Source organism: Microbacterium aurantiacum, assembly GCF_040532595.1.
GTDB lineage: Bacteria > Actinomycetota > Actinomycetes > Actinomycetales > Microbacteriaceae > Microbacterium > Microbacterium chocolatum_B.
Genome location: NZ_JBEVYX010000002.1, coordinates 282,228 through 307,073, shown reverse-complemented (window position 1 = coordinate 307,073; position 24,846 = coordinate 282,228). Strand labels below are relative to the sequence as shown.

General features: G+C 69.9%; 19 protein-coding genes, 1 tRNA gene and 1 other RNA gene. 12 read left to right on the top strand and 9 right to left on the bottom strand.

The window, feature by feature from the left end:
- Positions 1 to 69: 69 nt before the first annotated feature.
- Positions 70 to 987: a PAC2 family protein gene (locus ABXJ56_RS13705; protein ID WP_354000288.1), complete on the bottom strand. Its 918-nt coding sequence runs from the start codon at positions 985 to 987 to the stop codon at positions 70 to 72.
- 87 nt (positions 988 to 1,074) lie between these two features.
- On the opposite strand from ABXJ56_RS13705, the gene ABXJ56_RS13700 reads away from it, so the two are divergent.
- From ABXJ56_RS13700 to sucB, 3 genes are all read left to right on the top strand, one after another.
- On the top strand, positions 1,075 to 2,550 hold the full coding sequence (locus tag ABXJ56_RS13700; RefSeq protein ID WP_354000287.1) for a leucyl aminopeptidase: 1,476 nt from the start codon (positions 1,075 to 1,077) through the stop codon (positions 2,548 to 2,550).
- Positions 2,547 to 3,920 carry a dihydrolipoyl dehydrogenase gene (lpdA, locus tag ABXJ56_RS13695; protein WP_354000286.1) on the top strand — a complete coding sequence of 458 codons (1,374 nt, stop codon included), beginning with the start codon at positions 2,547 to 2,549 and terminating at the stop codon, positions 3,918 to 3,920. Before ABXJ56_RS13700 ends, lpdA begins: the two co-directional genes overlap by 4 nt.
- Positions 3,921 to 3,984: 64 nt before the next feature.
- Complete coding sequence (gene sucB, locus ABXJ56_RS13690) at positions 3,985 to 5,703, top strand: 2-oxoglutarate dehydrogenase, E2 component, dihydrolipoamide succinyltransferase (protein ID WP_354000285.1); 1,719 nt, start codon at positions 3,985 to 3,987, stop codon at positions 5,701 to 5,703.
- A gap of 11 nt (positions 5,704 to 5,714) precedes the next feature.
- On the opposite strand, the gene ABXJ56_RS13685 is transcribed toward sucB, so the two are convergent.
- Positions 5,715 to 6,998, bottom strand: a complete 1,284-nt coding sequence (locus ABXJ56_RS13685) for a hypothetical protein (RefSeq protein ID WP_354000284.1) — start codon at positions 6,996 to 6,998, stop codon at positions 5,715 to 5,717.
- 121 nt (positions 6,999 to 7,119) lie between these two features.
- On the opposite strand from ABXJ56_RS13685, the gene ABXJ56_RS13680 reads away from it, so the two are divergent.
- Positions 7,120 to 7,830 (top strand): DUF4191 domain-containing protein, encoded by a 711-nt coding sequence (locus ABXJ56_RS13680; RefSeq protein ID WP_354000283.1) that lies wholly within the window; start codon positions 7,120 to 7,122, stop codon positions 7,828 to 7,830.
- 32 nt (positions 7,831 to 7,862) lie between these two features.
- Here ABXJ56_RS13680 and ABXJ56_RS13675 read toward each other — a convergent pair whose 3' ends face one another.
- Positions 7,863 to 8,285 (bottom strand): RDD family protein, encoded by a 423-nt coding sequence (locus ABXJ56_RS13675; RefSeq protein ID WP_354000282.1) that lies wholly within the window; start codon positions 8,283 to 8,285, stop codon positions 7,863 to 7,865.
- A 102-nt stretch (positions 8,286 to 8,387) separates the two neighbouring features.
- On the opposite strand from ABXJ56_RS13675, the gene glnA (ABXJ56_RS13670) reads away from it, so the two are divergent.
- Positions 8,388 to 9,812 carry a type I glutamate--ammonia ligase gene (glnA, locus tag ABXJ56_RS13670; protein ID WP_354000281.1) on the top strand — a complete coding sequence of 475 codons (1,425 nt, stop codon included), beginning with the start codon at positions 8,388 to 8,390 and terminating at the stop codon, positions 9,810 to 9,812.
- 48 nt (positions 9,813 to 9,860) lie between these two features.
- On the opposite strand, the gene ABXJ56_RS13665 is transcribed toward glnA (ABXJ56_RS13670), so the two are convergent.
- The 3 genes from ABXJ56_RS13665 to ABXJ56_RS13655 form a co-directional block, all read right to left on the bottom strand.
- On the bottom strand, positions 9,861 to 12,863 hold the full coding sequence (locus tag ABXJ56_RS13665; RefSeq protein ID WP_354000280.1) for a bifunctional [glutamine synthetase] adenylyltransferase/[glutamine synthetase]-adenylyl-L-tyrosine phosphorylase: 3,003 nt from the start codon (positions 12,861 to 12,863) through the stop codon (positions 9,861 to 9,863).
- Positions 12,864 to 12,873: 10 nt separating this feature from the next.
- Complete coding sequence (gene glnA, locus ABXJ56_RS13660) at positions 12,874 to 14,211, bottom strand: type I glutamate--ammonia ligase (protein WP_354000279.1); 1,338 nt, start codon at positions 14,209 to 14,211, stop codon at positions 12,874 to 12,876.
- Between the two features lie 68 nt (positions 14,212 to 14,279).
- A complete protein-coding gene (locus tag ABXJ56_RS13655; protein WP_354000278.1) occupies positions 14,280 to 14,504 on the bottom strand; it encodes an SPOR domain-containing protein in 225 nt (74 codons plus the stop codon).
- A 107-nt stretch (positions 14,505 to 14,611) separates the two neighbouring features.
- Between ABXJ56_RS13655 and ppgK the strand changes: the two genes are divergently transcribed.
- On the top strand, positions 14,612 to 15,373 hold the full coding sequence (ppgK, locus tag ABXJ56_RS13650; protein ID WP_354000277.1) for a polyphosphate--glucose phosphotransferase: 762 nt from the start codon (positions 14,612 to 14,614) through the stop codon (positions 15,371 to 15,373).
- A gap of 4 nt (positions 15,374 to 15,377) precedes the next feature.
- Here the strand turns inward: ppgK and rnpB are convergent.
- From rnpB to ABXJ56_RS13635, 3 genes are all read right to left on the bottom strand, one after another.
- Positions 15,378 to 15,738: RNase P RNA component class A (rnpB, locus tag ABXJ56_RS13645), an RNA gene on the bottom strand.
- 28 nt (positions 15,739 to 15,766) lie between these two features.
- Positions 15,767 to 17,482, bottom strand: a complete 1,716-nt coding sequence (locus ABXJ56_RS13640) for a bifunctional 3'-5' exonuclease/DNA polymerase (RefSeq protein ID WP_435405013.1) — start codon at positions 17,480 to 17,482, stop codon at positions 15,767 to 15,769.
- A 6-nt stretch (positions 17,483 to 17,488) separates the two neighbouring features.
- Positions 17,489 to 18,217 (bottom strand): zinc ribbon domain-containing protein, encoded by a 729-nt coding sequence (locus tag ABXJ56_RS13635; protein ID WP_354000276.1) that lies wholly within the window; start codon positions 18,215 to 18,217, stop codon positions 17,489 to 17,491.
- A gap of 86 nt (positions 18,218 to 18,303) precedes the next feature.
- Between ABXJ56_RS13635 and ABXJ56_RS13630 the strand changes: the two genes are divergently transcribed.
- The 6 genes from ABXJ56_RS13630 to ABXJ56_RS13605 all read left to right on the top strand — a co-directional run bounded on the left by ABXJ56_RS13630 (position 18,304) and on the right by ABXJ56_RS13605 (position 24,806).
- A tRNA-Val gene (locus tag ABXJ56_RS13630) sits at positions 18,304 to 18,376 on the top strand.
- A gap of 147 nt (positions 18,377 to 18,523) precedes the next feature.
- Positions 18,524 to 21,253 carry a pyruvate dehydrogenase (acetyl-transferring), homodimeric type gene (gene aceE, locus ABXJ56_RS13625; RefSeq protein ID WP_354000275.1) on the top strand — a complete coding sequence of 910 codons (2,730 nt, stop codon included), beginning with the start codon at positions 18,524 to 18,526 and terminating at the stop codon, positions 21,251 to 21,253.
- A 27-nt stretch (positions 21,254 to 21,280) separates the two neighbouring features.
- Positions 21,281 to 22,477: a PucR family transcriptional regulator gene (locus ABXJ56_RS13620; RefSeq protein ID WP_354000274.1), complete on the top strand. Its 1,197-nt coding sequence runs from the start codon at positions 21,281 to 21,283 to the stop codon at positions 22,475 to 22,477.
- A gap of 83 nt (positions 22,478 to 22,560) precedes the next feature.
- Positions 22,561 to 23,469: an ACP S-malonyltransferase gene (locus tag ABXJ56_RS13615; RefSeq protein ID WP_354000273.1), complete on the top strand. Its 909-nt coding sequence runs from the start codon at positions 22,561 to 22,563 to the stop codon at positions 23,467 to 23,469.
- A gap of 12 nt (positions 23,470 to 23,481) precedes the next feature.
- Positions 23,482 to 24,483 carry a beta-ketoacyl-ACP synthase III gene (locus ABXJ56_RS13610; protein ID WP_354000272.1) on the top strand — a complete coding sequence of 334 codons (1,002 nt, stop codon included), beginning with the start codon at positions 23,482 to 23,484 and terminating at the stop codon, positions 24,481 to 24,483.
- Positions 24,484 to 24,557: 74 nt separating this feature from the next.
- Positions 24,558 to 24,806, top strand: a complete 249-nt coding sequence (locus ABXJ56_RS13605; RefSeq protein ID WP_053548638.1) for an acyl carrier protein — start codon at positions 24,558 to 24,560, stop codon at positions 24,804 to 24,806.
- The last annotated feature ends 40 nt before the right edge of the window (positions 24,807 to 24,846 follow it).

Genomic DNA, 24,846 nt, shown 5'->3' with positions numbered 1-24,846 from the left:
GCATCCGCACGAAACGGATCGCCGACGCTCCGGACAGAACGCCGGGAGACCGCGCCGAATTCCCGCTGGTCAGCCGCGCTTGTCCTCGTCCGGCGGCCGAGTGGCGAGGAAGCGCTCCAACTCGGCGGCCAGTTCGTCGGCGCTCGGAAGGTCCCCCGTGTGGATCATCGGCGTCGCCTGGGTCGCACCCGCCATGTAGGCGTCGTAGCGTTCCTCGAGCGTGTGGATCATGCGGGACAACTCATCGCTGCCCTGGACCTGATCCTCGACCTTCGTCAGATACTCCTTGTTCTCGTCGCGGAGGTCCTCCCCCGCGAAGACCAGTCCGGTCGCCGCAGTGAGGCTGTCGAGCGCGGCCAACGCCGCGGCGGGGTAGTCGGTGTCTCCGAGATAGTGCGGGATCAGGAGCACGAAGCCGGAGACCCGCGCGCCCGCGGCGGCGAAGCGGTACTCGAGAAGATGGCCGGCGGTGGAGGGCACCTGCGTCTGCGGCTGCCACACGGAGTGTGCGGTGGTCAGCTCGGTGCGCGTGCCGCTCACGGTCGTGCCGATCGGACGTGTGTGCGGGACGGGCATCGGAATGGCGTGCACCCAGGTCACCGTGGACGCTGCGTACTCTTCAGCGAGCGCGACCACCGCGTCGGCGAACGCGTCCCACGCGAAGTCCGGCTCGTATCCGGCGAGGAGCAGGAACGGCGTCCCGAAAGCGTCGTGGGCGAGGGAGAGCTCCAGCCGCGGCATCCGGAACTCCGACAGGTGATCGCGGTCGAACGTGATGATGGGACGCCGAGCGCGGTAGTCCAGGAGGACGTCGTTGGTGAACTGCACCATCGGCACGGGGTCCGCCTCATCGCGGAAGTACTGCACCAGACGGCTCACCGCGTTGCCGGCGTCGGTGAAGCCCGTGAGGGCGATCACGAGGGGGATCCCCCGGGGGACGGGCGGGGCGGAGGCCGATCGCTCGTACAGCGGTGCGTTCAGCGGCATGGCTCCATGCTACGAGGCGAGGTGCACCCCGGGCGCTGTCGGCCTGCCGCTGAGGGCGAACACGTCGAGGTACCTAGGATGGAGCGCATGTCGTTCCCCGCTGTCGAGCACCGTTCCACCCCCGTTCGCGAAACCGACGCCGATGCGATCCTCCTGCTCCTCCCGCCGTCGTCGAGCTGGACGCCGGATGAGGAGCAGTGGCCGGGACTGTCCGAGACTCTGGAGGCGGTCGGCTTCGCCGGCGCCAAGGGCTCGTTCCAGCGGGTGCACGTGCCGTCCCTCGGCGGGCGTCCCCTCGCCGTGGTCGGGACCGGTGCAGCGCCGACGACGGCGGTGGTGCGGGAAGCCGCCGGGAGCGGCATCCGCCAGTTCGTCGGGTTCGACCACGTCGCCGTGCACGCTCCCGCCCTGGATCCCGATGCCTGGCCCGTGATCGCCGAAGGGGCTGGGCTCGGCGGCTATCGGTTCGAGGGGTACAAGAGCGAGGCGCCGAAACCGCGCGCCTCGCGCGTGAGCGTCCACGCCGCCGCCCCGCAGGATGCCGACGCGCTTGGGCGCGCCCAGGCTCTGGCGGACGCGGTGGCGGTGGTGAAAGACCTCGTGTCCATTCCCGCCGACCGCCTCGGACCCGCCGACGTGGCAGAGCGGAGCGCTGAGCTCCTGGACGGGCTCGACGTCACCGTCGAGGTGCTCGACGAGGTCGCGCTGGAAGACGGCGGGTACGGCGGCATCCTCGGCGTCGGCCGCGGATCCGACCGGCCTCCCCGTCTCGTCCGGGTCGACTACGCTCCCGCCGGGGCGACGCGCCACGTCGCCGTCGTCGGAAAGGGCATCACGTTCGACACCGGGGGGCTCTCCCTGAAGCCCCCGGCCTCGATGGTCGGGATGAAGTACGACATGTGCGGAGCGGCGACGGCTCTGGCCGCGGTGCGCGCTGCGGCTCAGCTCGGCGTGCCGGTGCGCGTGTCGGCGTGGCTCTGCCTGGCGGAGAACATGCCTTCCGGTCGCGCGACGCGTCCCGGAGACGTCCTGCGGATGCTCGACGGCACGACCGTGGAGGTCCTCAACACCGATGCCGAGGGGCGTCTCGTCCTCGCAGACGGGCTCGTTGCGGCGAGCCGCGAAGAACCCGATCTGATCGTGGACGTCGCAACCCTCACGGGGGCCATCACGATCGCGCTGGGCAACCGGCACATCGGCGTCATGGGTGAGGACGACGCCGTCGCGTCGTTCCTGGAAGCCGCATCCGCCGAGGGCGAGCTCGCCTGGGCGCTGCCGCTGCCCGACCACATGGTCGACGAGCTCGACTCCCCCATCGCCGACCTCCAGAACGCGAAGGTCGGCGACCCCGCCGGCGGATCCCTGTTCGCAGGGCTGTTCCTTCGTCACTTCGTGGGAACGGTCGGCGAGGGTGACGAGGCCCGTCGGATCCCGTGGGTGCACCTCGACATCGCCGGGGTCGGCATGAACAAGGGCGGCGGGCACGGCTTCACCGACAAGGGCGCCACGGGGGCGAGTGTGCGCAGCATCGTCCGTCTGATCGAAGCGCAGGCCGACCGGTGACCGAGCACGTCTTCGACGCCGTCGTCCTCGGCGGCGGCAGCGGCGGCTACGCCGCGGCGATCCGCCTGTCCGAGCTGGGGCGATCGGTCGCCCTCGTCGAGAAGGACAAGGTGGGCGGCACCTGCCTGCACCGGGGATGCGTGCCGACCAAGGCCCTTCTCCACGTGGCGGAGGTCGCCGATGTCGCGCGGGAGGCGGCATCCCTGGGCGTGATGGCGGAGATCGCGGGAATCGATCCGGACCGGATGCGCGCCTATCGGGAGGGCATCGTCTCCAAGAAGCATCAGGGTCTGCAGGGCCTCCTGGCCGCGCGCAAGATCACGGTCGTGGACGGGGAAGGCTCCCTCGTCGACGGCCCCGCGGTGGCGGTCGGCGACGATCTCTACCGCGGAACCGACGTCATCGTGGCGACGGGATCGTACTCGCGTACCCTTCCCGGCATCGAGGTGGGCGGACGGATCCTCACGAGCGAGAGCGCGCTCGAGTTGGCCGAGGTGCCGCGCCGCGTCATCGTCCTCGGCGGAGGAGTGATCGGCGTCGAGTTCGCCTCGCTGTGGCGCTCGCTCGGCGTCGACGTCGTCATCGTCGAAGCGCTGGCCCATCTCGTCCCGAACGAGGACGCGTCCCTCAGCAGAGGACTGGAGCGGGCCTTCCGCAAGCGCGGCATAGAGTCGCGCCTCGGCGTCCGGGTCGCGGGTGTGAGCACGTCGGTCGACGAGGTCACGGTGCGCCTCGATGACGGCTCGGAGCTCACCGCCGACTACCTCCTCATCGCGGTCGGCCGCGGCCCCGCCACCGCCGGCGTCGGACTCGAGGAGGCCGGAGTGCGCCTCGAGCGCGGTTTCGTCGTCACCGACGATCGCCTCCGCACGGATGCCGCGCACGTCTGGGCGGTCGGCGACATCGTTCCCGGCCTCCAGCTCGCCCACCGTTCCTTTCAGCAGGGCATCTTCGTCGCCGAGGAGATCGCGGGTCTTCACCCCGTCTCCGTCCCCGAGACGCAGATCCCCCGTGTGACCTACTCCCACCCCGAGGTCGCCTCCGTCGGACTCACCGAGGCGCAGGCGGTCGACGCCCACGGCCGCGACAGGATCGCCGCGTACGAGTACAACCTCGCCGGGAACGCCAAGAGCGAGATCATCGGCACGGCGGGCCTTGCGAAGGTGGTCCGTGTCGTCGACGGGCCGATCGTGGGCGTCCACCTGGTCGGTGACCGCGTCGGCGAACTGATCAGCGAGGGCCAGCTCGCGGTCGGCTGGGAGGCACACCCCGAGGACATCGCCCCCTTCGTGCACGCGCACCCCACCCAGAGCGAGGCGCTCGGCGAGGCCTTCCTCGCTCTGGCCGGAAAACCCCTGCACGCGCTCTGACCATTCCGGCACCAACCCATCACTAAGCTAGAACGACATCAGGAATCCTGAAGGAGACAAGCCCATGAGCACTTCCGTGGTCCTCCCCGCGCTCGGAGAGAGCGTCACCGAGGGAACGGTCACCCGCTGGCTGAAGCAGGTCGGCGACACCGTCGAGACCGACGAAGGTCTGCTCGAGATCTCGACGGACAAGGTCGACACCGAGATCCCCTCCCCCGTCAGCGGTGTCATCGAGGAGATCCTGGTCCAGGAGGACGAGACCGTCGAGGTGGGCGCCGTCCTGGCCAAGATCGGCGACGGGTCCGGCGCACCCGCCGGCGACTCCGCTCCGGAATCCGCGCCGGAGGAGGCCGCCGCGCCCGCCGCCGACGACGCGCCGACGCAGCAGCCCGCCGAAGCGCGCGCCGCAGAGCCGTCGCAGGAACAGGCCTCGGCGCCCTCCGAAGGGGGCGGCGGCAAAGACGTCGTCCTGCCCGAGCTCGGCGAGAGTGTGACCGAGGGCACCGTGACCCGCTGGCTCAAGCAAGTCGGCGACGACGTCGCCGTCGACGAGCCGCTCCTGGAGATCTCCACCGACAAGGTCGACACCGAGATCCCGTCGCCGTTCGCGGGCACCCTCCAGGAGATCCTGGTCCAGGAAGACGAGACCGTCGAGGTCGGTGCCGCGCTCGCGCGCATCGGCGACGGCGCCCCCGCCGCGGCGGCCCCCGAGCCGGAGCAGGCACCGGAGCCGGAGCAGGCCCCCGCCGCCGAGGCGGCGCAGGCGGCCGAGCCCGAGGAGTCCCCGGAACCGGCCCCCGCGCCGGCGCCGGAGCCCGCGTCCGTGCAGGAGCCGGCGCCGGCGCCCGCCCCGGCACCGAGCGAGCCCTCGGGAGACGGCGCACCCTACGTCACGCCGCTCGTGCGTCGCCTCGCTCAGCAGCAGGGAGTCGACCTCGCGCGCGTCACGGGCACCGGGGTCGGTGGTCGCATCCGCAAGGAGGACGTGCTGAAGGCCGCCGAGGCTCCGGCGCCCGCAGCAGCCGAGGCCCCGAGCGCCCCCGTGCGTCGCGAGCCGGTCGTCTCCGAGCTCCGCGGCACCACCCAGCCGATGTCGCGGCTGCGGAAGGTCATCGCCGAGCGCGCGGTGGCCTCGATGCAGGCGACGGCTCAGCTCACCACGGTCGTCGAGGTCGACGTCACCCGCCTGTCGGCATTCCGCGACGCGGTGAAGGCGGACTTCCACGCCAAGACCGGCGACAAGCTGTCTTTCCTGCCGTTCTTCGCCGTGGCGGCCGTCGAGGCGCTCCAGCAGTTCCCCATCATCAACGCGACCGTGGACGGCAATGACATCGTCTACCCGGCGACGGAGAACATCTCCATCGCCGTCGACACGGAGCGCGGCCTGCTGACCCCCGTCGTGAAGGATGCCGGCGGCAAGAACCTCGCCGAGTTCGCACGCGAGATCGCCGACCTCGCCGCACGTACCCGTGACAACAAGCTGAAGCCGGACGAGCTGGCCGGGGGCACGTTCACTCTGACCAACACCGGATCGCGGGGCGCGCTGTTCGACACGCCGATCGTCTTCCTGCCGCAGTCGGCCATCCTCGGACTGGGCGCGGTCGTCAAGAAGCCGGGCGTCGTGTCCGTCGACGGCAAGGACGCGATCTCGGTCCGGTCGTACGTCTACCTCGCGCTGTCGTACGATCACCGCATCATCGACGGTGCGGACGCCGCCCGCTTCCTCGGTGCGGTCAAGGCACGCCTCGAGGCAGCGGAGTTCGAGGCCGACCTCGGGATCTGATCCGAACGGCCTCAGGGCCCAGGCTGTTGCGGGACGTCATGGACGTCCCGCAACAGCCATTCTCCGTCTCGGAGCGCCAGCACGAGGAGCTGGGGCGTCCGGCCGTCGGCATCCAGACGGTACACCGCAACGCCCCCGAGATCGTCGAGCAGCGTGGCCGTGCGCTCGACCGGAGGCAGGTCCACGGCGCCGGGCGGGATGACGCTCGCCGGATCCATGAGGACGGACGCCAGGCACGCGTCATCGCCCGCGCAGGCGAGGCGCTCCCCCAGCAAGGACTCTAGGGCGACGTCCGGATCGGCGGGTCTCACCCCTGCGTCGACCGTGGGTTGCTCTTCCTGCGACCCGCTCCCGAGCTGCTCCGATGCGCCGCTCGTCACAGCGTCCGTCGCGGTGCGGGAGGTCTCTCCCGGGTCTGCCGCGCCCGCCGCCGGCCAGAGCAGGCCGGTGGCGAGCACGCCCGCTCCCGCGGCTCCGGCGAGGACGACCGGCAGGCGTCGCGACCCCTGGGAAGCGCGGGCGCGTCGCCACATCGCGGTCGTCCAGCGGGAGAACATGTCCGCCAGGTCGGCGTCCAGGAACCGCGCCCAGGAAGCGAGTGCGCGAGGCGGCCGGTCATCGGCGACGGTGAACATGTCGCCCTCGGAACGGACCGAGGCCATCGCCCGCGGTGCGGTCGCGGGGCTCGACAACGGTCGGGGCTCGGCGATCGCGAAGAGGTCCTCCTCGACCGCGCGGATCTCCCGGGCCGATGACCGCGATCGGGAGAGCTCGGCGAACACCGCGGCCCAGGTGGGATCGGAAGCCGATGCGCCGCCGAGCTCGAGGCACCGTCGGCTTGCCGTCCGCGCATCGTCGTCCGCCGTCCCGTCGCCGAGTGCCAGGACCGGGCGTCCTCCCTCGTCGAGCCACCAGGAACCGGGAAGGCGAGCGAGATCACCGGCCTCGCGGAGTCCACGGACGATGCTGACGGCGAGGGTGACGGCCTCCCCGGCGGGAAGCCGCTCGCCCGCCGCCGACCGATCCAGAAGCATCCGGTCCAGGCGGCGGCAGACCGGAAACAGGACGTCGTGCCCGTCGGGTCGCCGCACGACGTCGAGCGGGCGGAGGAGATGGCCGTCGTCGCGCGCAGACCACCCCGGCCACGTGGGGCTCAGGAGCTCGGCGTCGACGAGGATCCCGCGCCCTCCGTCGGCCAGCGCGACGCCCATCCCGGGCCAGGGGCCGTCGGTCCCGGCTCCGACACGGCGCACGGCCCGGTAGGGCGAGAGCAGTCGATCCCGTGCGATGTCCACTCGGTCAGCGTGCAACGACCGCCACGCGTAGGGCCGGGTGCGAACCGGATCTGTGGACAGGGTGGCGGACGGCAGGGGTGGGGAGGAGGGTGCGGTGGTGTCGAAAAGGTAGTCTGGGTCCATGGCCGCCCGCACCACCGCCCCCGAGAAGCGTCCGGGGTTCTTCTCCCAGCTCCGCACGCTCTACACCTTCACCCAGAAGGCGTTCCCCTGGCTTCCGTTCCTCCTGGTGGGGATCCTCCTGGCCGGAATCGCCCTGGGCGTCGGAATCGGCTTCTTCCTCCCGCCGGTCGCGATCTGGAGCGTCATCCTCTGGGGGATCACCGGCCTTCTGCTGGGCGTGCTGGCGTCGCTGATGACCATGACGCGGCTGTCGACCCGCGCGATGTACCGCCGCCTGGACGGCATGCCCGGAGCAACCGGCCACGTCATCTCGACGTCGCTCGGGCGTCGCTGGCAGGCCAGTGAGCTGCCGGTGGGCATCAACCCCAAGACCCAGGATGCGGTCTACCGAGCCATCGGGCGGGGTGGCGTGGTCATCGTGGGAGAAGGCGCGCGCGGTCGACTGACGCGCCTGGTGGCCGATGAGCGCACGAAGGTGCAGCGCGTGGCATCCGGTGTGACCGTGACCGTCCTGTACATCGGCCACGGCGACGATGAGGTGCCGATCGGGAAGCTCGCCTCCACGATCAAGGCGCTGCCCAAGGCCGTCGACCGCGCCACGATGGCCGCCGTCATCAAGCGGGTCGAGTCCGTCTCCCAGTCCCTGACGTCGCTCCCGATCCCGAAGGGCATCGACCCCACCAAGGTCCGCGCGCAGCGTCCGCGCTGAGCGCAGACGCGGCGGATGGAACGTCCGGGGCGTCAGGAACGGACGAGGACGGTTCCCGCTGCCTTGTCGTGCACGCCGCGGTGATCGGTGTCCCAGATGACGGCCGGGATGACCAGGATGAGCAGGATCGTGCGGACGACGGGGCGCCAGAGCCCCACCCAGCCCCCGTCCGAACGTCGCAGGGTCAGCCCGAACAGGCGGTGGCCGGGGCTCCCCTGCAGCGTCGGCAGGAAGACGATCTGGATCGCACCGAAGATGATCAGGATCGCCAGCGCGTCCCATCCGAAGAAGCCGGAGAGAAGGTAGGCCGCGCCGTAATCGACGAAGAGGGCGCCCACGCGGCGGCCCAGGCCGCCGATCGAGCCGCGCCCCTCGCGCGGGAGGCCGAGGCGTTCGCCGGGATACGGTTCGGACAGTGGGGTCACCTGACCAGCGTATCCAGGCCTCTGTAACATGGCCGAAACATAGGTGTCACTGCCGGGCAATCCCCTGTCGATACCTTTCCACCATCCCGCGACGCGGGTGGCAATTCCCGATGCCCTATCTCTGGAGCCTTCATGTTCAAAGATTCATCCGAGGTGCTCAAGTACATCAAGGACGAGGACGTCAAGTTCCTCGACATCCGTTTCACGGATCTTCCCGGTGTGCAGCAGCACTTCAACATCCCGGCCTCCACCGTCGACGAGGACTTCTTCACGGTGGGACAGCTGTTCGACGGCTCCTCGATCCGTGGTTTCGCCAACATCCACGAGTCGGACATGCAGCTGATCCCGGATGTCTCGACCGCGTACCTCGACCCTTTCCGCGAGGCGAAGACCCTGATCATGGTCTTCGACATCTACAACCCGCGCACGGGTGAGATCTACGCGAAGGATCCCCGCCAGGTCGCCAAGAAGGCCGAGAAGTACCTCGCCTCCACCGGCATCGCCGACACCGCCTTCTTCGCCCCCGAGGCCGAGTTCTACATCTTCGACGACGTCCGTTACGAGGTGAAGCAGAACTCCGCGTTCTTCTCCGTCGACTCGGAGGAGGGCGCGTGGAACACGGGCCGTGTCGAGGAGGGCGGGAACCTCTCGAACAAGACCCCCTACAAGGGCGGGTACTTCCCCGTCAGCCCGGTCGACAAGACCGCGGACCTCCGCGACGACATCAGCCTCCGCCTCATCGAGTCGGGACTGATCCTCGAGCGTGCGCACCACGAGGTCGGCACCGGTGGACAGCAGGAGATCAACTACCGCTTCGACACGATGGTGCACGCGGCCGACGACATCCTGAAGTTCAAGTACATCGTCAAGAACGTCGCGAACGAGTGGGGCAAGGTCGCCACCTTCATGCCGAAGCCGCTGTTCGGCGACAACGGCTCGGGCATGCACACGCACCAGTCGCTGTGGCTCGAGGGCAAGCCCCTCTTCTACGACGAGGCGGGCTACGGCGGGCTGTCCGACACGGCGCGCTGGTACATCGGCGGCCTTCTCGCCCACGCTCCCGCGGTGCTGGCGTTCACCAACCCCACGCTGAACTCTTACAAGCGTCTGGTCAAGGGGTACGAGGCGCCGGTCAACCTGGTCTACTCGGCCGGCAACCGCTCCGCCGCCATCCGCATCCCGATCACCGGCTCGAACCCGAAGGCCAAGCGCATCGAGTTCCGCGCGCCCGACGCCTCCGGCAACCCGTACCTCGCCTTCGCCGCGCAGATGATGGCCGGCCTCGACGGGATCATCAACCGCATCGAGCCCCACGAGCCGGTCGACAAGGACCTCTACGAGCTTCCTCCCGAGGAGGCCAAGAACATCCCGCAGGTGCCGAACTCGCTGCTCGACTCGCTGGAGGCGCTGCGCGCCGACAACGAGTTCCTCACGCGCGGCAACGTGTTCACGCCCGAGCTGATCGAGACGTGGATCGAGTACAAGATCGAGAACGAGATCCAGCCGATCAACGCCCGTCCGCACCCCTTCGAGTACGAGCTGTACTTCGGGGTCTGACCTCAGGCACCAGAAACGGCCCCGGCATTGCGCCGGGGCCGTTTCCGTTCACCCGTAGAACAGCTTCTCGAAGACCCTCCGCGACCGTCGCGTCGTCGCCAGATAGTCCTCCTCGACCTGCGTGGCCGATCGCGGCGGATAGTCGAGCAGGCGCCCGATGCCGTCGAGCTTGCCGCGGTCGGTCGGGAGGACGTCGCTCGTGTGCCCCGACAGCAGCGTGTTGGCCGAGCGGAGTCGACTCGCGAGGCGCCAGGCGGCGGCGAGGCGGTCCGCCGCCGTCGCGGGGATCAGCCCCGCTCCTTCGGCGGCGCGCAGGGCCTCGATGGTCGACGTCGTCCGCATACCGGGCACGTCGTGCGCGTTCTGCAGCTGGAGCAGCTGGACGAGCCACTCGACGTCGCTGAGGCTTCCCGGACCGAGCTTGAGGTGGCGCGACGGATCCGTCCCCTGCGGGAGCCGCTCGGACTCCACGCGCGCCTTGATGCGCTTGATCTCGCGCAGCCCCTGGGGGTCGGGTGTCTGCGGGTACCGCACCTGATCGGCGAGTTCGGTGAAGGCGCGGATGAGCTTCACGCTGCCGGCGATGCCGCGCGCGCGAAGGAGCGCCTGCGCTTCCCACGACAGGGACCAGCGCCGGTAGTAGGCGGCGTAGGAGTCCAGGGAGCGCGCGATCGGTCCGTTGCGGCCCTCCGGCCGGAGGTCGGCATCCAGATCGAGCGGCACCCGATGGTCCTCCGAATGGCGACGCAGCTCCGACACCATCTTCGTCGCGAGTCGCTGCGCGCGGTCGGCGTCGATGCCGTTGGCGCGGTAGACGTACATCACATCGGCATCCGAGCCGAACCCGAGCTCCGCTCCCCCGAATCGGCCCATCGCGATCACCGAGAAGTCGAGCGCGTCGTCCTCGGCGGGGACGACCTCGCGGCGCACGGCCCGGAGCGTTGCCTGGATGGTCACTTCGGTGATGGTCGTCAGCGCCTGTGCGACCTCCTCGATGGTGACGGTCTGGAGGATGCCCGACATCGCGGTCCGCAGCAGCTCGCGGCGGCGAAGGGCGCGCACCGCGCGCATGGCGTCCTCGATCCCCGCGTGACGTGTCTGGATGGCGCGCGCCTCCTGCTGGAGGGCGACGCCGCTGCGAGGACGCAGGAGGGTGTCGTCGTCGAGCCAGGCGGCCGATTCCGGGATCCACTCCATCAGCTCGCCGATGTAGCGGGAGCCGGAGAGGACCCGCGTGAGGCTCTCCGCCGCTCCGGAGGAGTCTCGGAGCATCCGCAGGAACCACGGGGTGTCGCCGAGCCGCTCGCTGAGTCGCCGGAAGGCCAGCAGGCCGTAGTCGGGATCGACCCCGTCGGCGAACCATCGGATCATCACCGGCATCAGGTGCCGCTGGATGCTGGCCTTGCGGCTCAGGCCGCTGGTGAGGGCGGCGATGTGCCGCAGCGCCCCGGCGGGGTCGGTGAATCCGATCGCAGCCAGCCGATCGCGCGCCTGCTCGGTGGAGAGCACCCTTTCCTCCGCGGGCAGGGCAGCGACCGCGGAGAGGAGCGGCCGGTAGAACAGGCGGACGTGGATGTCCCGCACCTCGCGTTTGATCCCCTCCCAGATGTCCCAGATCTGCGCCCCGGACTCCGCCAGCCGCGTCGAGCGTGCCAGCATCCGCCGGGCCTCGGCATCCGCGGGCATGAGGTGCGTCCGGCGCAGATGGCGAAGCTGCACGCGATGCTCCAGGAGGCGCAGGACGTGGTAGTCGCGGGCGAAGGTCGCCGCTTCCGTGCGCCCGATGTAGCCCTGCGTGACCAGGGCGTCCAGAGCCTCGAGCGTGCCGCGTTGCCGGATGCGGTCGTCCGACAGCCCGTGGACGAGCTGGAGGAGCTGCACGGTGAACTCGATGTCGCGGATGCCGCCCGGACCGAGTTTGATCTGGAAGGGCACCTCCCCCGCGGGTATGTGGTCGGTGACGCGCTCGCGCATGCGCTGGACGCTGTCCACGAAGTTCTCGCGGGCGGCGCTCGTCCACACCTTCGGCTGCACGGCCTCGACGTAAGCGACGCCGAGATCGCGATCGCCCGCGATCGGTCGAGCCTTCAGCAGAGCCTGGAACTCCCAGCTCTTGGCCCATCGCTCGTAGTAGGCCAGGTGCGAGTCGAGGGTCCGCACGAGGGCGCCCTGCTTGCCTTCCGGGCGGAGGTTGGCATCCACCTCCCACAGCGGGGGCTCGACCTCCACCTCGGAGAGTCCCCGCATCGTCTGCACGGCGAGGCGGGTGGCGATGTCGACCGCGCGGCTCTCGCTGAGGGCGTCGGACTGCTCGGGATCGACGCCCGCGACGAAGATCACGTCGACGTCGCTGACGTAGTTGAGTTCGCGCGCCCCGGTCTTCCCCATCCCGATGATCGCGAGACGGGTCGCGGCGACCTGGGCGCGGGGGAACAGCCCCGCGCCCGCGGCCCCCTGGGAGACACGGGTGCGGGCGACGGCCAATGACGCATCCAGGGCCGCGCCGGCGGCATCGGCGAGCGCGGCCGTCACTCCGGGGATCTCGTCGACGGGCGACGGGCTCAAGAGGTCGTAGGCGGCGATGCGGGCGAGGACGCGGCGGTAGCGCACGCGGAGCGCCACCCAGGCGTCCTCCGTGCCGAGCGCGGAGAATCCCTCCACGGATCCGATCGACTCCGCGAGCGCGGCCCGCATCTCCGGCTCGGTCGGAAGAGCACCTCCCGCGGAGGCGAGGTCGGCGAGTTCCTCGGGGTGTCTGAAGTAGAAGTCCGCGAACCCGTCGGACGCCCCGAGCAGAGCCCACACCGCGCGTCGCGCCTGTGGGTTCTCGTGCGCAGCCCGGACCGGCGCGGCGTCGCGACGCGCGATGCGGGCGAGGGCCGCCAGCGCCTCATCGGCATCGGCGGCACGGGCCACGTCTGAGAGAAGCTCGTCGCGCGACAGGTCGGTGTGCGTCGCGAGCTCCGTCAGGAGGGACTCGGCCTCACCGAGGCGGCTGAAGCCGAGTCGTGCGAGGTGGGTCCGCGCGCCCGAGCGCTCCGAGCCGGTCACGGGAACGCGCTCAGAGCATCTCGAGGTTGCTCTTGAGCTCGTAGGGGGTGACCTGCGAGCGGTACTCCTGCCATTCGCGACGCTTGTTCAGCAGCACATAGTTGAACACCTGCTCGCCGAGAGTCTCGGCGACGAGCTCCGATTCCTCCATGTACTCGAGGGCGACGTCGAGGCTCGCCGGCAGCGGTGCGTAGCCGAGGGCGCGGCGTTCCCCGTCGGTGAGCGACCAGACGTTGTCCTCGGCCTCCGGCGGGAGGTCGTACTCCTCTTCGATCCCCTTCATCCCCGCCGCCAGCAGCAGTGCGTAGGCGAGGTAGGGATTGGCGGCCGAATCGAGGGCACGGTACTCGACGCGGGAGGACTGGCCCTTGTTCGGCTTGTACATCGGCACGCGCACGAGCGCGGACCGGTTGTTGTGTCCCCAGCAGATGAAGCTCGGCGCCTCGTCCCCGCCCCACAGGCGCTTGTACGAGTTGACGAACTGGTTCGTGACCGCGGAGATCTCGTTCGCGTGCCGCAGGAGGCCGGCGATGAAGTGCCGTCCGACCTTGGAGAGCTGGTACTGGCCGCCCTCTTCGTAGAACGCGTTCTGATCGCCCTCGAAGAGCGACATGTGCGTGTGCATCCCGCTGCCGGGCTTGCCGCTGAGAGGCTTCGGCATGAACGTTGCGTAGACGCCCTGCTCGATGGCGACCTCCTTGACGACGGTCCGGAAGGTCATGATGTTGTCCGCGGTCGCGAGGGCGTCGGCGTACCGGAGGTCGATCTCGTTCTGACCGGGACCGCCCTCGTGGTGGCTGAACTCCACCGAGATGCCCAGATCCTCCAGCATCCGCACCGACCGCCGCCGGAAGTCGTGCGCGGTGCCGCCGGGGACGTTGTCGAAGTACCCCGCCGAATCGACCGGCTCGGGCCCCTCGGGGCCGTAGGTCGAGGACTTCAGCAGATAGAACTCGATCTCCGGATGCGTGTAGAAGGTGAAGCCGGCGTCGGCGGCGCGGGCGAGCGAGCGCTTGAGGACGTGCCGCGGGTCGGCCACCGCCGGCTGACCGTCGGGGGTGGTGATGTCGCAGAACATCCGGGCGGTGGGGTCGATCTCGCCGCGCCAGGGGAGCGTCTGGAAGGTCGTCGGATCCGGGTGTGCGAGCAGATCGGACTCGTACGACCGGGTCAGGCCCTCGATCGCGGAGCCGTCGAACCCCAGTCCCTCGGCGAAGGCGCCCTCCACCTCGGCGGGGGCGATGGCCACGGACTTCAGGGTGCCGATGACGTCGGTGAACCAGAGTCTGATGAACTTCACCCCGCGCTCCTCGATCGTCCTCAGAACGAAGTCACGCTGCTTGTCCATCGCATCCTCTCCGCGGGTTACCCGGTGTCGCGCGGCGCCGCGGGTGGGGCGCGCGCGTGCCTCTCAGACTAGTGCCGGTCGGACTCGTCCGATGCGGTGCCGCCGCCCCATTCGGCCTCCGCCGCGTCGTCCTCGTCCCACTGCCGAGAACGCTCCTTCAATCGCTCCGGCGCCGTCGCCGCCTCCTCGGGGGTGTCGAAGGGACCCGCTCGGTCGACGACGGGCGATGCGAAGCCCTTCTCGACCTCTCCGGTCTTGAGGTTGTACCAGTACTTCTCGCTGTCGCTCGTCACGGGTGCTCCTCCGATGCACGTCGGCGTGGTGGTGGTCCGATCCTAGTGACGGACCGTGAGCGGGGAACAGGAACGCGCGGGAGCGCGCTCTCGGTAGGCTGGTCCGCATGGCAGCACAGACGCGCGCGGTCGGCGTGGACATCGGCGGAACCGGGATCAAGGCCGGGGTCGTCGATCTCGAGAAGGGCACGCTCCTGAGTGATCGCGTGAAGGTTCCGACGCCCGAGGGCGCCGAGCCCGGTGCCGTCCTCGACGCCGTGCGCGAGGTCCTCGGGCGGCTCGGCGTCGCCGACGATTCCGACGTCGCCCTCGGCGTGGCATTCCCCGCGATCGTGAAGGGCGGGCGCACGATGTCCGCGGCCAACGTCTCGGACACCTGGATCGGGTTCGACGCCGAGGCGTTCTTCGAGACGGGCCTGGGGCGCGACATCCACTTCGCCAACGACGCCGATGTGGCCGGAATCGCCGAGGTGCGGTTCGGTGCGGCCCACGGCGTCCCGGGTCTCACGATCCTCACGACTCTCGGCACGGGCATCGGCTCGGCGCTCCTGCACGACGGCGTCCTCATCCCCAATTCCGAACTCGGGCACCTCCAGCGTGCGAAGCACGGGAAGGATGCCGAAGCCTACGCGGCCTACTCGGCGATGGAGCGCGAGGAGCTCAGCTGGGAGCAGTGGGCGGAGCGCCTGCAGTGGTATTACAGCCACGTCGAGTTCCTCTTCTCCCCCGACCTGTTCATCGTCGGCGGCGGGGTGTCCAAGCACGCCGACAAGTTCCTGCACCTGCTGGATCTCAAGACGCCGATCGTCCCGGCGAAGCACCGCAACAACGCCGGCATCATCGGCGCGGCGGCACTGGCTCTCGGCTGAGGGGCGAATGGGCCGGCCTGTACGCCGGGTTCTGTCCCGGGGCTTTCGCCCCATCGACGGTCATCTCTCTCGGCGCCACGTTGCCGTGACGCTCCAGCGGCCTACCCGGGGACTCGGCGGGCCGCGTCGGCATCCCCTGTCTGGCCTTGCTCCGGGCGAGGTTTACCCTGCGAGCCGCGTCACCGCGACCCCGGTGGTCTCTTACACCACCCTTTCACCCTTACTCCGGCCGAAGCCGGGGCGGTCTGCTCTCTGTGGCACTGTCTCGCGGATCACTCCGGGTGGGTGTTACCCACCGCCCTGCCCTGTGGAGCCCGGACGTTCCTCGGTGCGGTCTCCCGCCACGCGACCGTCCAGCCGACCCATTCGCTCCGTCGAGTCTACGCGGGTGGGTCACTCCTTCTCGGCCGTCCGTCCGACCTTAAGATCGAGGGGGAAATCGATCGGGAACTCCCCGAACAGAAGGCGACCGGCGGATGCCGCGGAGGTGCGGACGGCATCAGCCACCGCTTCGGCGTAAGCGAGAGGGGTGTGCACGACGATCTCGTCGTGCAGGAAGAACGCCAGGTGCGGCGACCGTGCGAACGCCGGACCGGATCGCGGTGCCGCGTCGGCGACATCGACCGGGGCCAGCGCACTCAGCCGCGTGCGGAGGTCGCCGAGCCAGGCGAGTGCCCATTCGGCCGCGGTTCCCTGCACGATGAAGTTGCGGGTGAAGCGGCCTCGATCGCGTGCGGCGCGACGGGCGTGGGATTCGTCGCTTCCGGACGCGTCGGTACCGCTCGCGCGTGACTGCAGCGTGCGCCACGCCTCCCCCGCAGCGGGGGATGTCCGTCCGAGCCAGGTGCTCACCCGGCCGCCGTCCTCCCCGATCCGCGCCGCCTCGTCGACGAGACCCATCGCCCGAGGAAACGTTCTGCGCAGACGCGGGACGAGCCGTCCGCTTTCTCCCGTCGTCGCCCCGTACATCGCTCCGAGCATGGCCATCTTCGCCTCCGCGCGGGTGGCGAGGGCACCGGCCTCGACCACTCCGGCGTACAGATCCCGGCCCGACGCCGCCGCGGCCAGCGCGGTGTCGCGCGCCATCGCGGCGAGCACGCGGGGTTCGAGCTGCGCGACGTCTGCGGTGACGAGAGTCCACCCCGGGTCGGCGCACACAGCGGTGCGCAACTGGCGAGGGATCTGCAGCGCGCCTCCGCCGGAGGACGCCCAGCGGCCGGTGACGACGCCTGCCGGCACGTAGACGGGCCGGAACCGGCCGTCCCGCACCCACTCGTCCATCCACGCCCACCCGTTCGCGGTGTACAGGCGCATGAGCTTCTTGTACGCGATGAGGGGCGCGACCGCGGGGTGATCGTGCTGACTGAGCTCCCACCGACTTGTCGACTCCACCAGGATGCCGGCCCGGTGCAGCGCACGTAGGAGCTTGGGTTGCGAGTCGAGCGAGACACCGGGGTCGTCGAGAGCGGAGCGGACGGCGGATGCGGCGTCCTCGATGCGGGAGGGGAGCCCGCCCGGTGTGCGGGCGCCGAGCTGTTCGTCGAGCAGCCGTGCGTGCGCCTCGACGCTCCAGGGGAGCCCGGCGGCGTGGAGCTCCGCGCCGATCAGTGCTCCCGCCGACTCCGCCGCCGCGAGCAGCCGAAGACTCCCGGCGGTGCCGGCCGCTGCGGCCGCGATCGCGGAGCGTTGACGCCGGTACTCAGCGAGCGCCGCGTCCGCTCCTTCGGGAGGACCGACGCCGTCGTCGAGGGCGAAGAGGGTGTCCAGGTCGTCGCTCGCCCCCGCCGCGGCATCCCATGATGTCTGACCGCGAAGACCCTGATCCTCCTGAACGGATGCGGCGTCGCGGAGGATCGCATGGACGAGGCGCAGGTCCCAGGCGCGCCGGACGCGCACCCCCGCCGACAGCAGCGGCGCATACCAGGTCGGGGTGTCGCTCCAGATCCATCGGACGTCGCCGTCGGCTTCCCGCGCAGCGACGGCGGCGGGCAGCGCGTCGACGGCGACGGCGGAGGTCGACACCGCCGTGCCGGAAGTGTCGAGGTCGAACAGTGCGACCTCGCCTGCCTTTCCGCGCCCGAGGACGACCTCAACGGATGAGGACGCCAGCGTCGGTCACCGCGATTCTTCGGTGCGGACGAGGATCGCGCCGCATTCCGGGCAGAACACGACCTCGTCGGTCTGCGCGCGGCGGACGACGGCCAGGTCGTTGGGAGGGAGGACCATGCGACATGCCTCGCAGGCCCCGCCGCGCAACAGTCCTGCGCCGGTCCCGCGTGCGGCCAGGCGGTCGTACAGCGCGAGGAGATCCGCGGGGATGCCGCCGGCGATCGCCGATCGATCGCGGCGCGACGCCTCGAGGCGTTCGGTGGCCTCGGCGACGACGCGCTTGGCCTCGGCGCTCAGCTCCGCTCCCCGCGCGTTGGCATCGGCGATGATCGCCTCCTGCGCAGCGACGGCGGCATCCGCCGCCTCGAGCTGCTCCATGAGGACGAGTTCGGCATCCTCCAGATCGCTCTTCCGCTTCGAGAGCGAGGCGAGCTCGCTCTCGAAGCCCTGCGCCTGCTTGGGGTTCGTCGCCGCAGCGAGACGCTCGGAGTCTCGCGCCATGCGCGCGTCGACCACGGCGACATCGGACTCCACGCGGGCCAGCTCCGCCTGCAGGTCGTCGCGGACGTTGGCCCGCGACGCGAGCTCGTGGGCCAACGTCGTCCGCTGCGCGAGCAGCTCCCGCACCTGCGCCGCCTGCGGTGGGTTGCCCGAGACGTGCTCGTCGCGACGGATCCGAGCGTCGAGGTCGGCGAGATCGAGCAGTTTGCGCTGGTCGGCGGGGTCGGCGTTCACGGACTCCACGCTACCCGCTGCCGGCACCTCCGCCGTGGGTCGTTCGCCGATGCGCCGACGGGACACGCGCATAGGATGGACGCCGAGGGCCTTTAGCTCAGCTGGTAGAGCGCCACGTTTACACCGTGGATGTCGTCGGTTCGATCCCGGCAGGGCCCACCGCAGACTCCGTGCCGCCGCACGAGCATCCGCAGGGCGCACGACTCGCTAGGCTGTTCTGGGTGTGCCGCACACGCGAGACAACGCGCGTGCCCGCCCGTATTGCCGTTCCCCTGGCATGATCTGCCGGACGACGAAAGGTCTTCTGTGACTGTCAACGATCAGGATCCGTACTCGCAGGACCCGCTGGACAGCGATCCCGACGAGACGTCCGAGTGGCAGGAGTCACTCCACCAGCTCGTCCAGGCCAAAGGGCCCGGACGAGGACGCGAGATCATGCTCAGCCTGCTGCAGGCCTCGCACGACCTGCAGCTGAACGTCCCGCAGGTGCCCACGACCGACTACATCAACACCATCGCTCCGGAGAACGAACCCGAGTTCCCCGGAGACGAGGAGTTGGAGCGTCGCTACCGGCGCTGGATCCGGTGGAACGCCGCGATCACCGTGCACCGCGCGCAGCGCCCCGGCATCGGCGTCGGTGGACACATCTCCACCTATGCGTCGTCCGCGTCGCTCTACGAAGTGGGCTTCAACCACTTCTTCCGCGGCCTCGACGATCCGAGCGGCGGCGACCAGATCTTCATCCAGGGGCACGCCTCCCCCGGCATCTACGCCCGCTCGTTCCTCGAAGGACGCCTCAGCGAGCAGCAGCTCGACGGCTTCCGACAGGAGAAGTCGAAGGCACCGGAGGGGATCCCGTCCTATCCGCACCCTCGCCTCATGCCGGAGTACTGGCAGTTCCCGACGGTGTCGATGGGTCTCGGGCCGATCAACGCCATCTACCAGGCGATGTCGAACAAGTACCTCACGAACCGCGGCATCAAGGACCTCTCCGACTCCCATGTCTGGGCCTTCCTCGGCGACGGCGAGATGGACGAGGTCGAGAGCCGCGGGCAGTTGCAGGTTGCGGCGAACGAGGGTCTGGACAACCTGACCTTCGTCATCAACGCCAACCTGCAGCGTCTCGACGGCCCCGTCCGCGGAAACGGCAAGATCATCCAGGAGCTGGAGAGCTTCTTCCGCGGCGCCGGCTGGAACGTCATCAAGGTCGTGTGGGGATCGGGCTGGGACGAGCTGCTGTCCAAGGACACCGACGGTGCGCTGGTCCGACTGATGAACACCACGCCCGACGGCGACTTCCAGACGTACCGCGCGGAGGACGGAGCGTTCATCCGTGAGCACTTCTTCGGCCGCGACGAGCGCACCGCGGCTCTGGTGAAGGACTGGTCGGACGACGACATCTGGGGTCGGTTGCGCCGTGGCGGACTGGACTACCGCAAGGTGTACGCCGCGTACAAGGCCGCGGCCGAGCACAAGGGTCAGCCGACCGTCATCATCGCCAAGACGATCAAGGGCTACGGTCTCGGCCACCACTTCGAGGGGCGCAACGCGACGCACCAGATGAAGAAGATGACCCTGGACGACCTCAAGCACTTCCGCGACTCGATGCGCATCCCGATCTCGGATGCGCAGCTCGAGGAGAACCCCTACCTCCCGCCGTACTACAACCCGGGCGCCCAGGACGAGACGATCCAGTACATGCAGGAGCGCCGTCGCTCGCTCGGTGGCTTCCTGCCGGAGCGGCGCTCGCACCACGTCGGACTGACCCTCCCCGACGAGAGCGCCTATGCCCTCCCCAAGAAGGGCTCGGGATCGCAGGAGATCGCCACGACGATGGCCTTCGTCCGTCTGCTGAAGGATCTCCTCAAGGCGAAGGACTTCGGTCACCGGATCGTCCCGATCATCCCGGACGAGGCGCGCACGTTCGGCATGGACGCGTACTTCCCCACCGCGAAGATCTACAACCCCCACGGGCAGAACTACACGTCGGTGGACCGTTCGCTGCTGCTGGCGTACAAGGAGAGCCCCCAGGGGCAGATCCTCCACGTGGGAATCAACGAGGCCGGTGCGCTCGCGGCGTTCACGGCTGCGGGGACGTCCTATTCCACGCACGGCGAGCCGCTCATCCCGGTCTATGTCTTCTACTCGATGTTCGGCTTCCAGCGCACCGGCGACGCCCAGTGGGCCGCCGGCGACCAGATGGCCCGCGGGTTCATCATCGGCGCCACGGCCGGGCGGACGACGCTGACGGGTGAAGGCCTGCAGCACGCCGACGGGCACTCGCACCTGCTCGCATCGACCAACCCGGCTACGGTCTCCTACGACCCTGCCTACGGGTACGAGATCGCGCACATCGTGCGATCCGGCATCGAGCGCATGTACGGCGGCGAGCACCCGGACCCCAACGTGATGTACTACATCACCGTCTACAACGAGCCCCTGGTTCAGCCGGCCGAGCCCGAGGGCGTCGACGTCGAGGGAATCGTCCGCGGTATGCACCGCATCTCCTCGCCGGAAGGCGAGGGCCCGCGCGCCCAGATCCTCGCGTCCGGCGTCGGTGTGCCGTGGGCGCTGGAGGCCCAACAGCTGCTGCGCGACGACTGGGGCGTCCAGGCCGACGTGTGGTCGGTCACCTCCTGGACCGAGCTCCGCCGCGACGGTCTCACCGTGGACGAGCACAACTTCCTCCACCCCGACGAGGACGCGCGCACCGCGTACGTCACCGAGAGGCTGAGGGATGCCGACGGTCCGGTGGTCGCGGTCAGCGACTTCATGCACGCCGTGCAGGATCAGATCCGGCCCTGGGTGCCGCAGCAGTTCGTCACCCTCGGAGCGGACGGGTTCGGATTCTCCGACACCCGCGCCGCGGCACGCCGCTACTTCAAGATCGACGGCCCGTCCGTCGTCGTCCGCACCCTCCAGGCGCTGGCCGCCGAGGGCAAGGTCGACCGGAGCCTGTCCGCTCAGGCGATCGAGAAGTACCGTCTGCACGACGTCAGCGCCGGCACCAGCGGCAACGCGGGCGGCGAGAGCTGACCCGTCGGGATGTCGCGGAAGGCCTCGATGGACCGGGCCGAGACGCTGGCGTGGCTGCGCCGGATCTCGGGTGATCTGGCGACCGCCACGATCAAGCGCCTCGAGGATTCGCTCCCGTGGTACGCCGAGATGCCGCCTGCGCGCCGATCTGCTGTCGGATTGGTCGCGCAGGCGGGCATCACCTCCTTCATCCAGTGGTTCGACGATCCCGACTCCACGCCCTGGATCGCCGCGGACATCTTCGCCGCCGCCCCGCGAGAGCTCCTGCGCAGCGTCAGCCTGCAGCAGACGCTGCAGCTGATCCGTGTGACCGTCGAGGTCACGGAGGAGCGGGTGGCGGGCAAGGACGACCGCCTGCGGGAGGCGATCCTGCTCTACTCCCGCGAAGTGGCTTTCGCGGCCGCCGACGTCTACGCGCGGGCGGCGGAGGCGCGCGGGCTGTGGGACGCGAGGCTGGAAGCCCTGGTCGTCGACTCGATCCTCACGGGAGAAGCGGACGAGGAGCTGCCGAGCAGGATCGCGGCGCTCGGGTGGCACGGCCACGGTGAGGTCGCGGTCATCGTCGGAACCACGCCGCCGCAGTTCGACGTCGACCAGCTGCGGCGCACAGCTCGCAAGCTCGGAGTCGACGTCCTGATCGGTGTCCAGGGTTCGCGCCTCGTCCTCGTCGTCGGGCGTGCGGAACCCGCGTCGCGTGCCGAGGATCTGCCCGCGGAGCTTCCCTTCGCCGACATCGCCTCGCAGCTCGAACCGGGCTTCGGATCGGGTTACCTCGTGCTCGGTCCCACCGTCCCGGCGCTCGTCGATGCCGGTCAAAGCGCCCGCGCGGCCCTGGCGGGATTCGCCGTCGCCCGCGCGTGGCGCCATGCGCCTCGACCTGTCGAAGCGGACGACCTTCTCCCGGAGCGCGCCCTCGCAGGCGACCCTCTCGCCAAGCTCACGCTCGTCGAGCGCATCTACCGACCGCTCCAGGCGCACAGCACCGATCTCGTGGCGACGCTGTGGAGCTATCTGGACAACGGCCGTTCGCTGGAAGCGACCGCGCGCGAGCTCTTCGTGCATCCGAACACGGTGCGTTATCGGCTCAAGCGTGTGTCCGAGGTCATCGGCTGGGACGCGACGGGACCTCGGGAGGCCCTCATCCTGCAGACCGCGCTCGTCCTCGGCTCGATCGGGACGGATGCCACACGCCGCCGCGGCGGACCGCCGCGTCGGGGCGCCTGATCGTCGCTTCTCGACAAAGCCTTCCGGCATTCTTCGGAGAGGTGCGCTAGTTGAGCGACGGTGTTCCTTGGCAGGATAGACGGGTGATCATCGCCGTCTTCCCCGGTCAGGGCGCCCAGACGCCCGGCTTCCTCACCCCGTGGCTCACGCTGCCCGACGCCCCGGAACGGCTGTCGGCCTACTCCGAGTGGGCCGGGATCGACCTCCTTGCCGCCGGGACCGAGTGGGACGCCGATCGCATCCGCGACACCCAGGTCGCCCAACCGCTCATCGTGGCGGCGAGTCTCCTGTCGTGGCGGGCGCTGGAGCATCGTGACGCCGTCATCGGCGTCGCTGGACACTCGGTGGGAGAATTCGCCGCTGCCGTCGCCGCGGGCATCCTGAGCGAGGAGGACGCGCTGCGGCTGGTCGGCATCCGCGGACGCGCGATGGCCGAGGCCGCGGCGACCGAGCCCTCGGGCATGAGCGCCGTGCTGGGCGGCGACGCGGAGGCGGTGCTCACGAGACTGACGGAGCTCGGGCTCACCGCGGCCAACCACAACGGCGGCGGACAGGTCGTCGCCGCCGGCGCCGCCGAGGCGCTGACGGCGCTCTCGGCGGACCCGCCGGCCAGGACGCGCGTGATTCCGCTGCAGGTGGCGGGCGCCTTCCACACCGACTTCATGGCGCCGGCGGTGGAGACGCTCCGACGCGCCGCATCCGAGGTCCGCGCCGCCGACCCCGCGAGGAGGATCTGGACGAACCACGACGGTTCCGAGGTGGCATCCGGCGACGAGTTCATGCGGCTGCTCGTCTCGCAGGTCGCGTCACCGGTTCGATGGGACCTCTGCATGGCCGCCTTCTCCGAAGCGGGAGTGTCCGGTCTGATCGAGCTCTCCCCCGCGGGTACGCTGACGGGGCTCGCGAAGCGCGCCCTCCGCGGTGTGCCGAGCGTGGCCGTCACCTCTCCCGAAGACCTTCCCGCCGCGGCGGACCTCGCGCGCGGCGCCTGATCGGAGCACTCCATGCGACCCACCCTCGTTCAGGCCACGGGCCCCGCGCACACTCGGATCTACGCCTACGGCGCGGCCCGCGGTGAGAACACGGTCCCCAACGACGACCTCGTCGGACCGATCGACTCGAGCGACGAGTGGATCCGTCAGCGGACGGGCATCGTCACCCGGATGCGCGCAGCCGCCGAGACGGACGCGATCGATCTGGCGACGGATGCCGCCGCCGAGGCGATCGCCGCATCCGGGGTCCCTGCCTCCGACATCGACGCGGTGATCGTGGCCACCATCAGCAACCCGAAGCAGACCCCATCGGTCTCAGCCATCGTCGCGGACCGCGTCGGGGCGAACCCGGCCGCCGCCTACGACCTCAATGCGGCGTGTGCGGGATTCGCGTACGGTGTCGCGCAGGCCGACGCGCTCATCCGCGCGGGGGCGGCACGCTATGCCGTCGTCATCGGAACCGAGAAGCTCAGCGACATCGTCGACCCGACCGATCGCTCCATCTCGTTCCTCCTCGGTGACGGCGCGGGCGCAGTCGTCGTCGGCCCCAGCGACACGCCCGGCATCGGACCCACGGTGTGGGGATCGGACGGTTCCAAGGCGGATGCCGTCGGGATGAATCACACGCTCGTCGAGTTCCGCGAAGGTGCGGCTCCCTGGCCGACGCTCCGCCAGGAGGGGCCGACGGTGTTCCGCTGGGCGGTGTGGGAGATGGTCAAGGTGGCGCGCCAGGCGCTCGAGGCGGCGGGCGTCCGCGCCGAGGATCTCTCGGCGTTCGTCCCCCACCAGGCGAACATGCGCATCATCGACGAGTTCGCCAAGCAGCTGGGCCTCGGTGAGGACGTTCTCATCGCGCGCGACATCGAGACCACCGGCAACACCTCCGCCGCATCGATCCCCCTCGCCACGCACCGGCTGCTCGCCGAACACCCCGAGCTCAGCGGAGGGCTCGCTCTGCAGATCGGCTTCGGCGCCGGTCTCGTCTTCGGCGCGCAGGTCGTCGTCCTTCCGTAGTCCGAGCGTCGCCTTTCCGTAGACTGTTCCCGGCCCGCCCGGGACCGTGAACCCCGAAGAAACAGGAGAAACCCATGGCACTCACCAACGACGAGGTCCTCGCCGGTCTTGCCGAGCTCATCACCGACGAGACGGGCATCTCGGCCGACGAGGTCGCGATGGAGAAGTCCTTCACGGACGACCTCGACATCGACTCGATCTCCATGATGACGATCGTCGTCAACGCCGAGGAGAAGTTCGGCGTGACCATCCCCGACGACGAGGTCAAGAACCTCAAGACCGTCGGCGACGCCGTCACCTTCATCACGTCCAACCAGGCGTGAGACCGCCCCGGTGGGGGCACGCGCCCCCACCGGATCCGTT

Bases quoted from the DNA above. Each gene is read 5' to 3' on its own strand.
- ABXJ56_RS13680 (WP_354000283.1), top strand. From the start codon at position 7,120: ATGGCCGCCCGCACCACCGCCCCCGAGAAGCGTCCGGGGTTCTTCTCC.
- ABXJ56_RS13610 (WP_354000272.1), top strand. From the start codon at position 23,482: ATGCGACCCACCCTCGTTCAGGCCACGGGCCCCGCGCACACTCGGATC.
- sucB (WP_354000285.1), top strand. From the start codon at position 3,985: ATGAGCACTTCCGTGGTCCTCCCCGCGCTCGGAGAGAGCGTCACCGAG.
- ppgK (WP_354000277.1), top strand. From the start codon at position 14,612: ATGGCAGCACAGACGCGCGCGGTCGGCGTGGACATCGGCGGAACCGGG.
- ABXJ56_RS13705 (WP_354000288.1), bottom strand. From the start codon at position 987: ATGCCGCTGAACGCACCGCTGTACGAGCGATCGGCCTCCGCCCCGCCC.
- ABXJ56_RS13675 (WP_354000282.1), bottom strand. From the start codon at position 8,285: ATGTTACAGAGGCCTGGATACGCTGGTCAGGTGACCCCACTGTCCGAA.
- glnA (WP_354000279.1), bottom strand. From the start codon at position 14,211: ATGGACAAGCAGCGTGACTTCGTTCTGAGGACGATCGAGGAGCGCGGG.
- glnA (WP_354000281.1), top strand. From the start codon at position 8,388: ATGTTCAAAGATTCATCCGAGGTGCTCAAGTACATCAAGGACGAGGAC.
- ABXJ56_RS13605 (WP_053548638.1), top strand. From the start codon at position 24,558: ATGGCACTCACCAACGACGAGGTCCTCGCCGGTCTTGCCGAGCTCATC.
- ABXJ56_RS13700 (WP_354000287.1), top strand. From the start codon at position 1,075: ATGTCGTTCCCCGCTGTCGAGCACCGTTCCACCCCCGTTCGCGAAACC.
- ABXJ56_RS13620 (WP_354000274.1), top strand. From the start codon at position 21,281: ATGGACCGGGCCGAGACGCTGGCGTGGCTGCGCCGGATCTCGGGTGAT.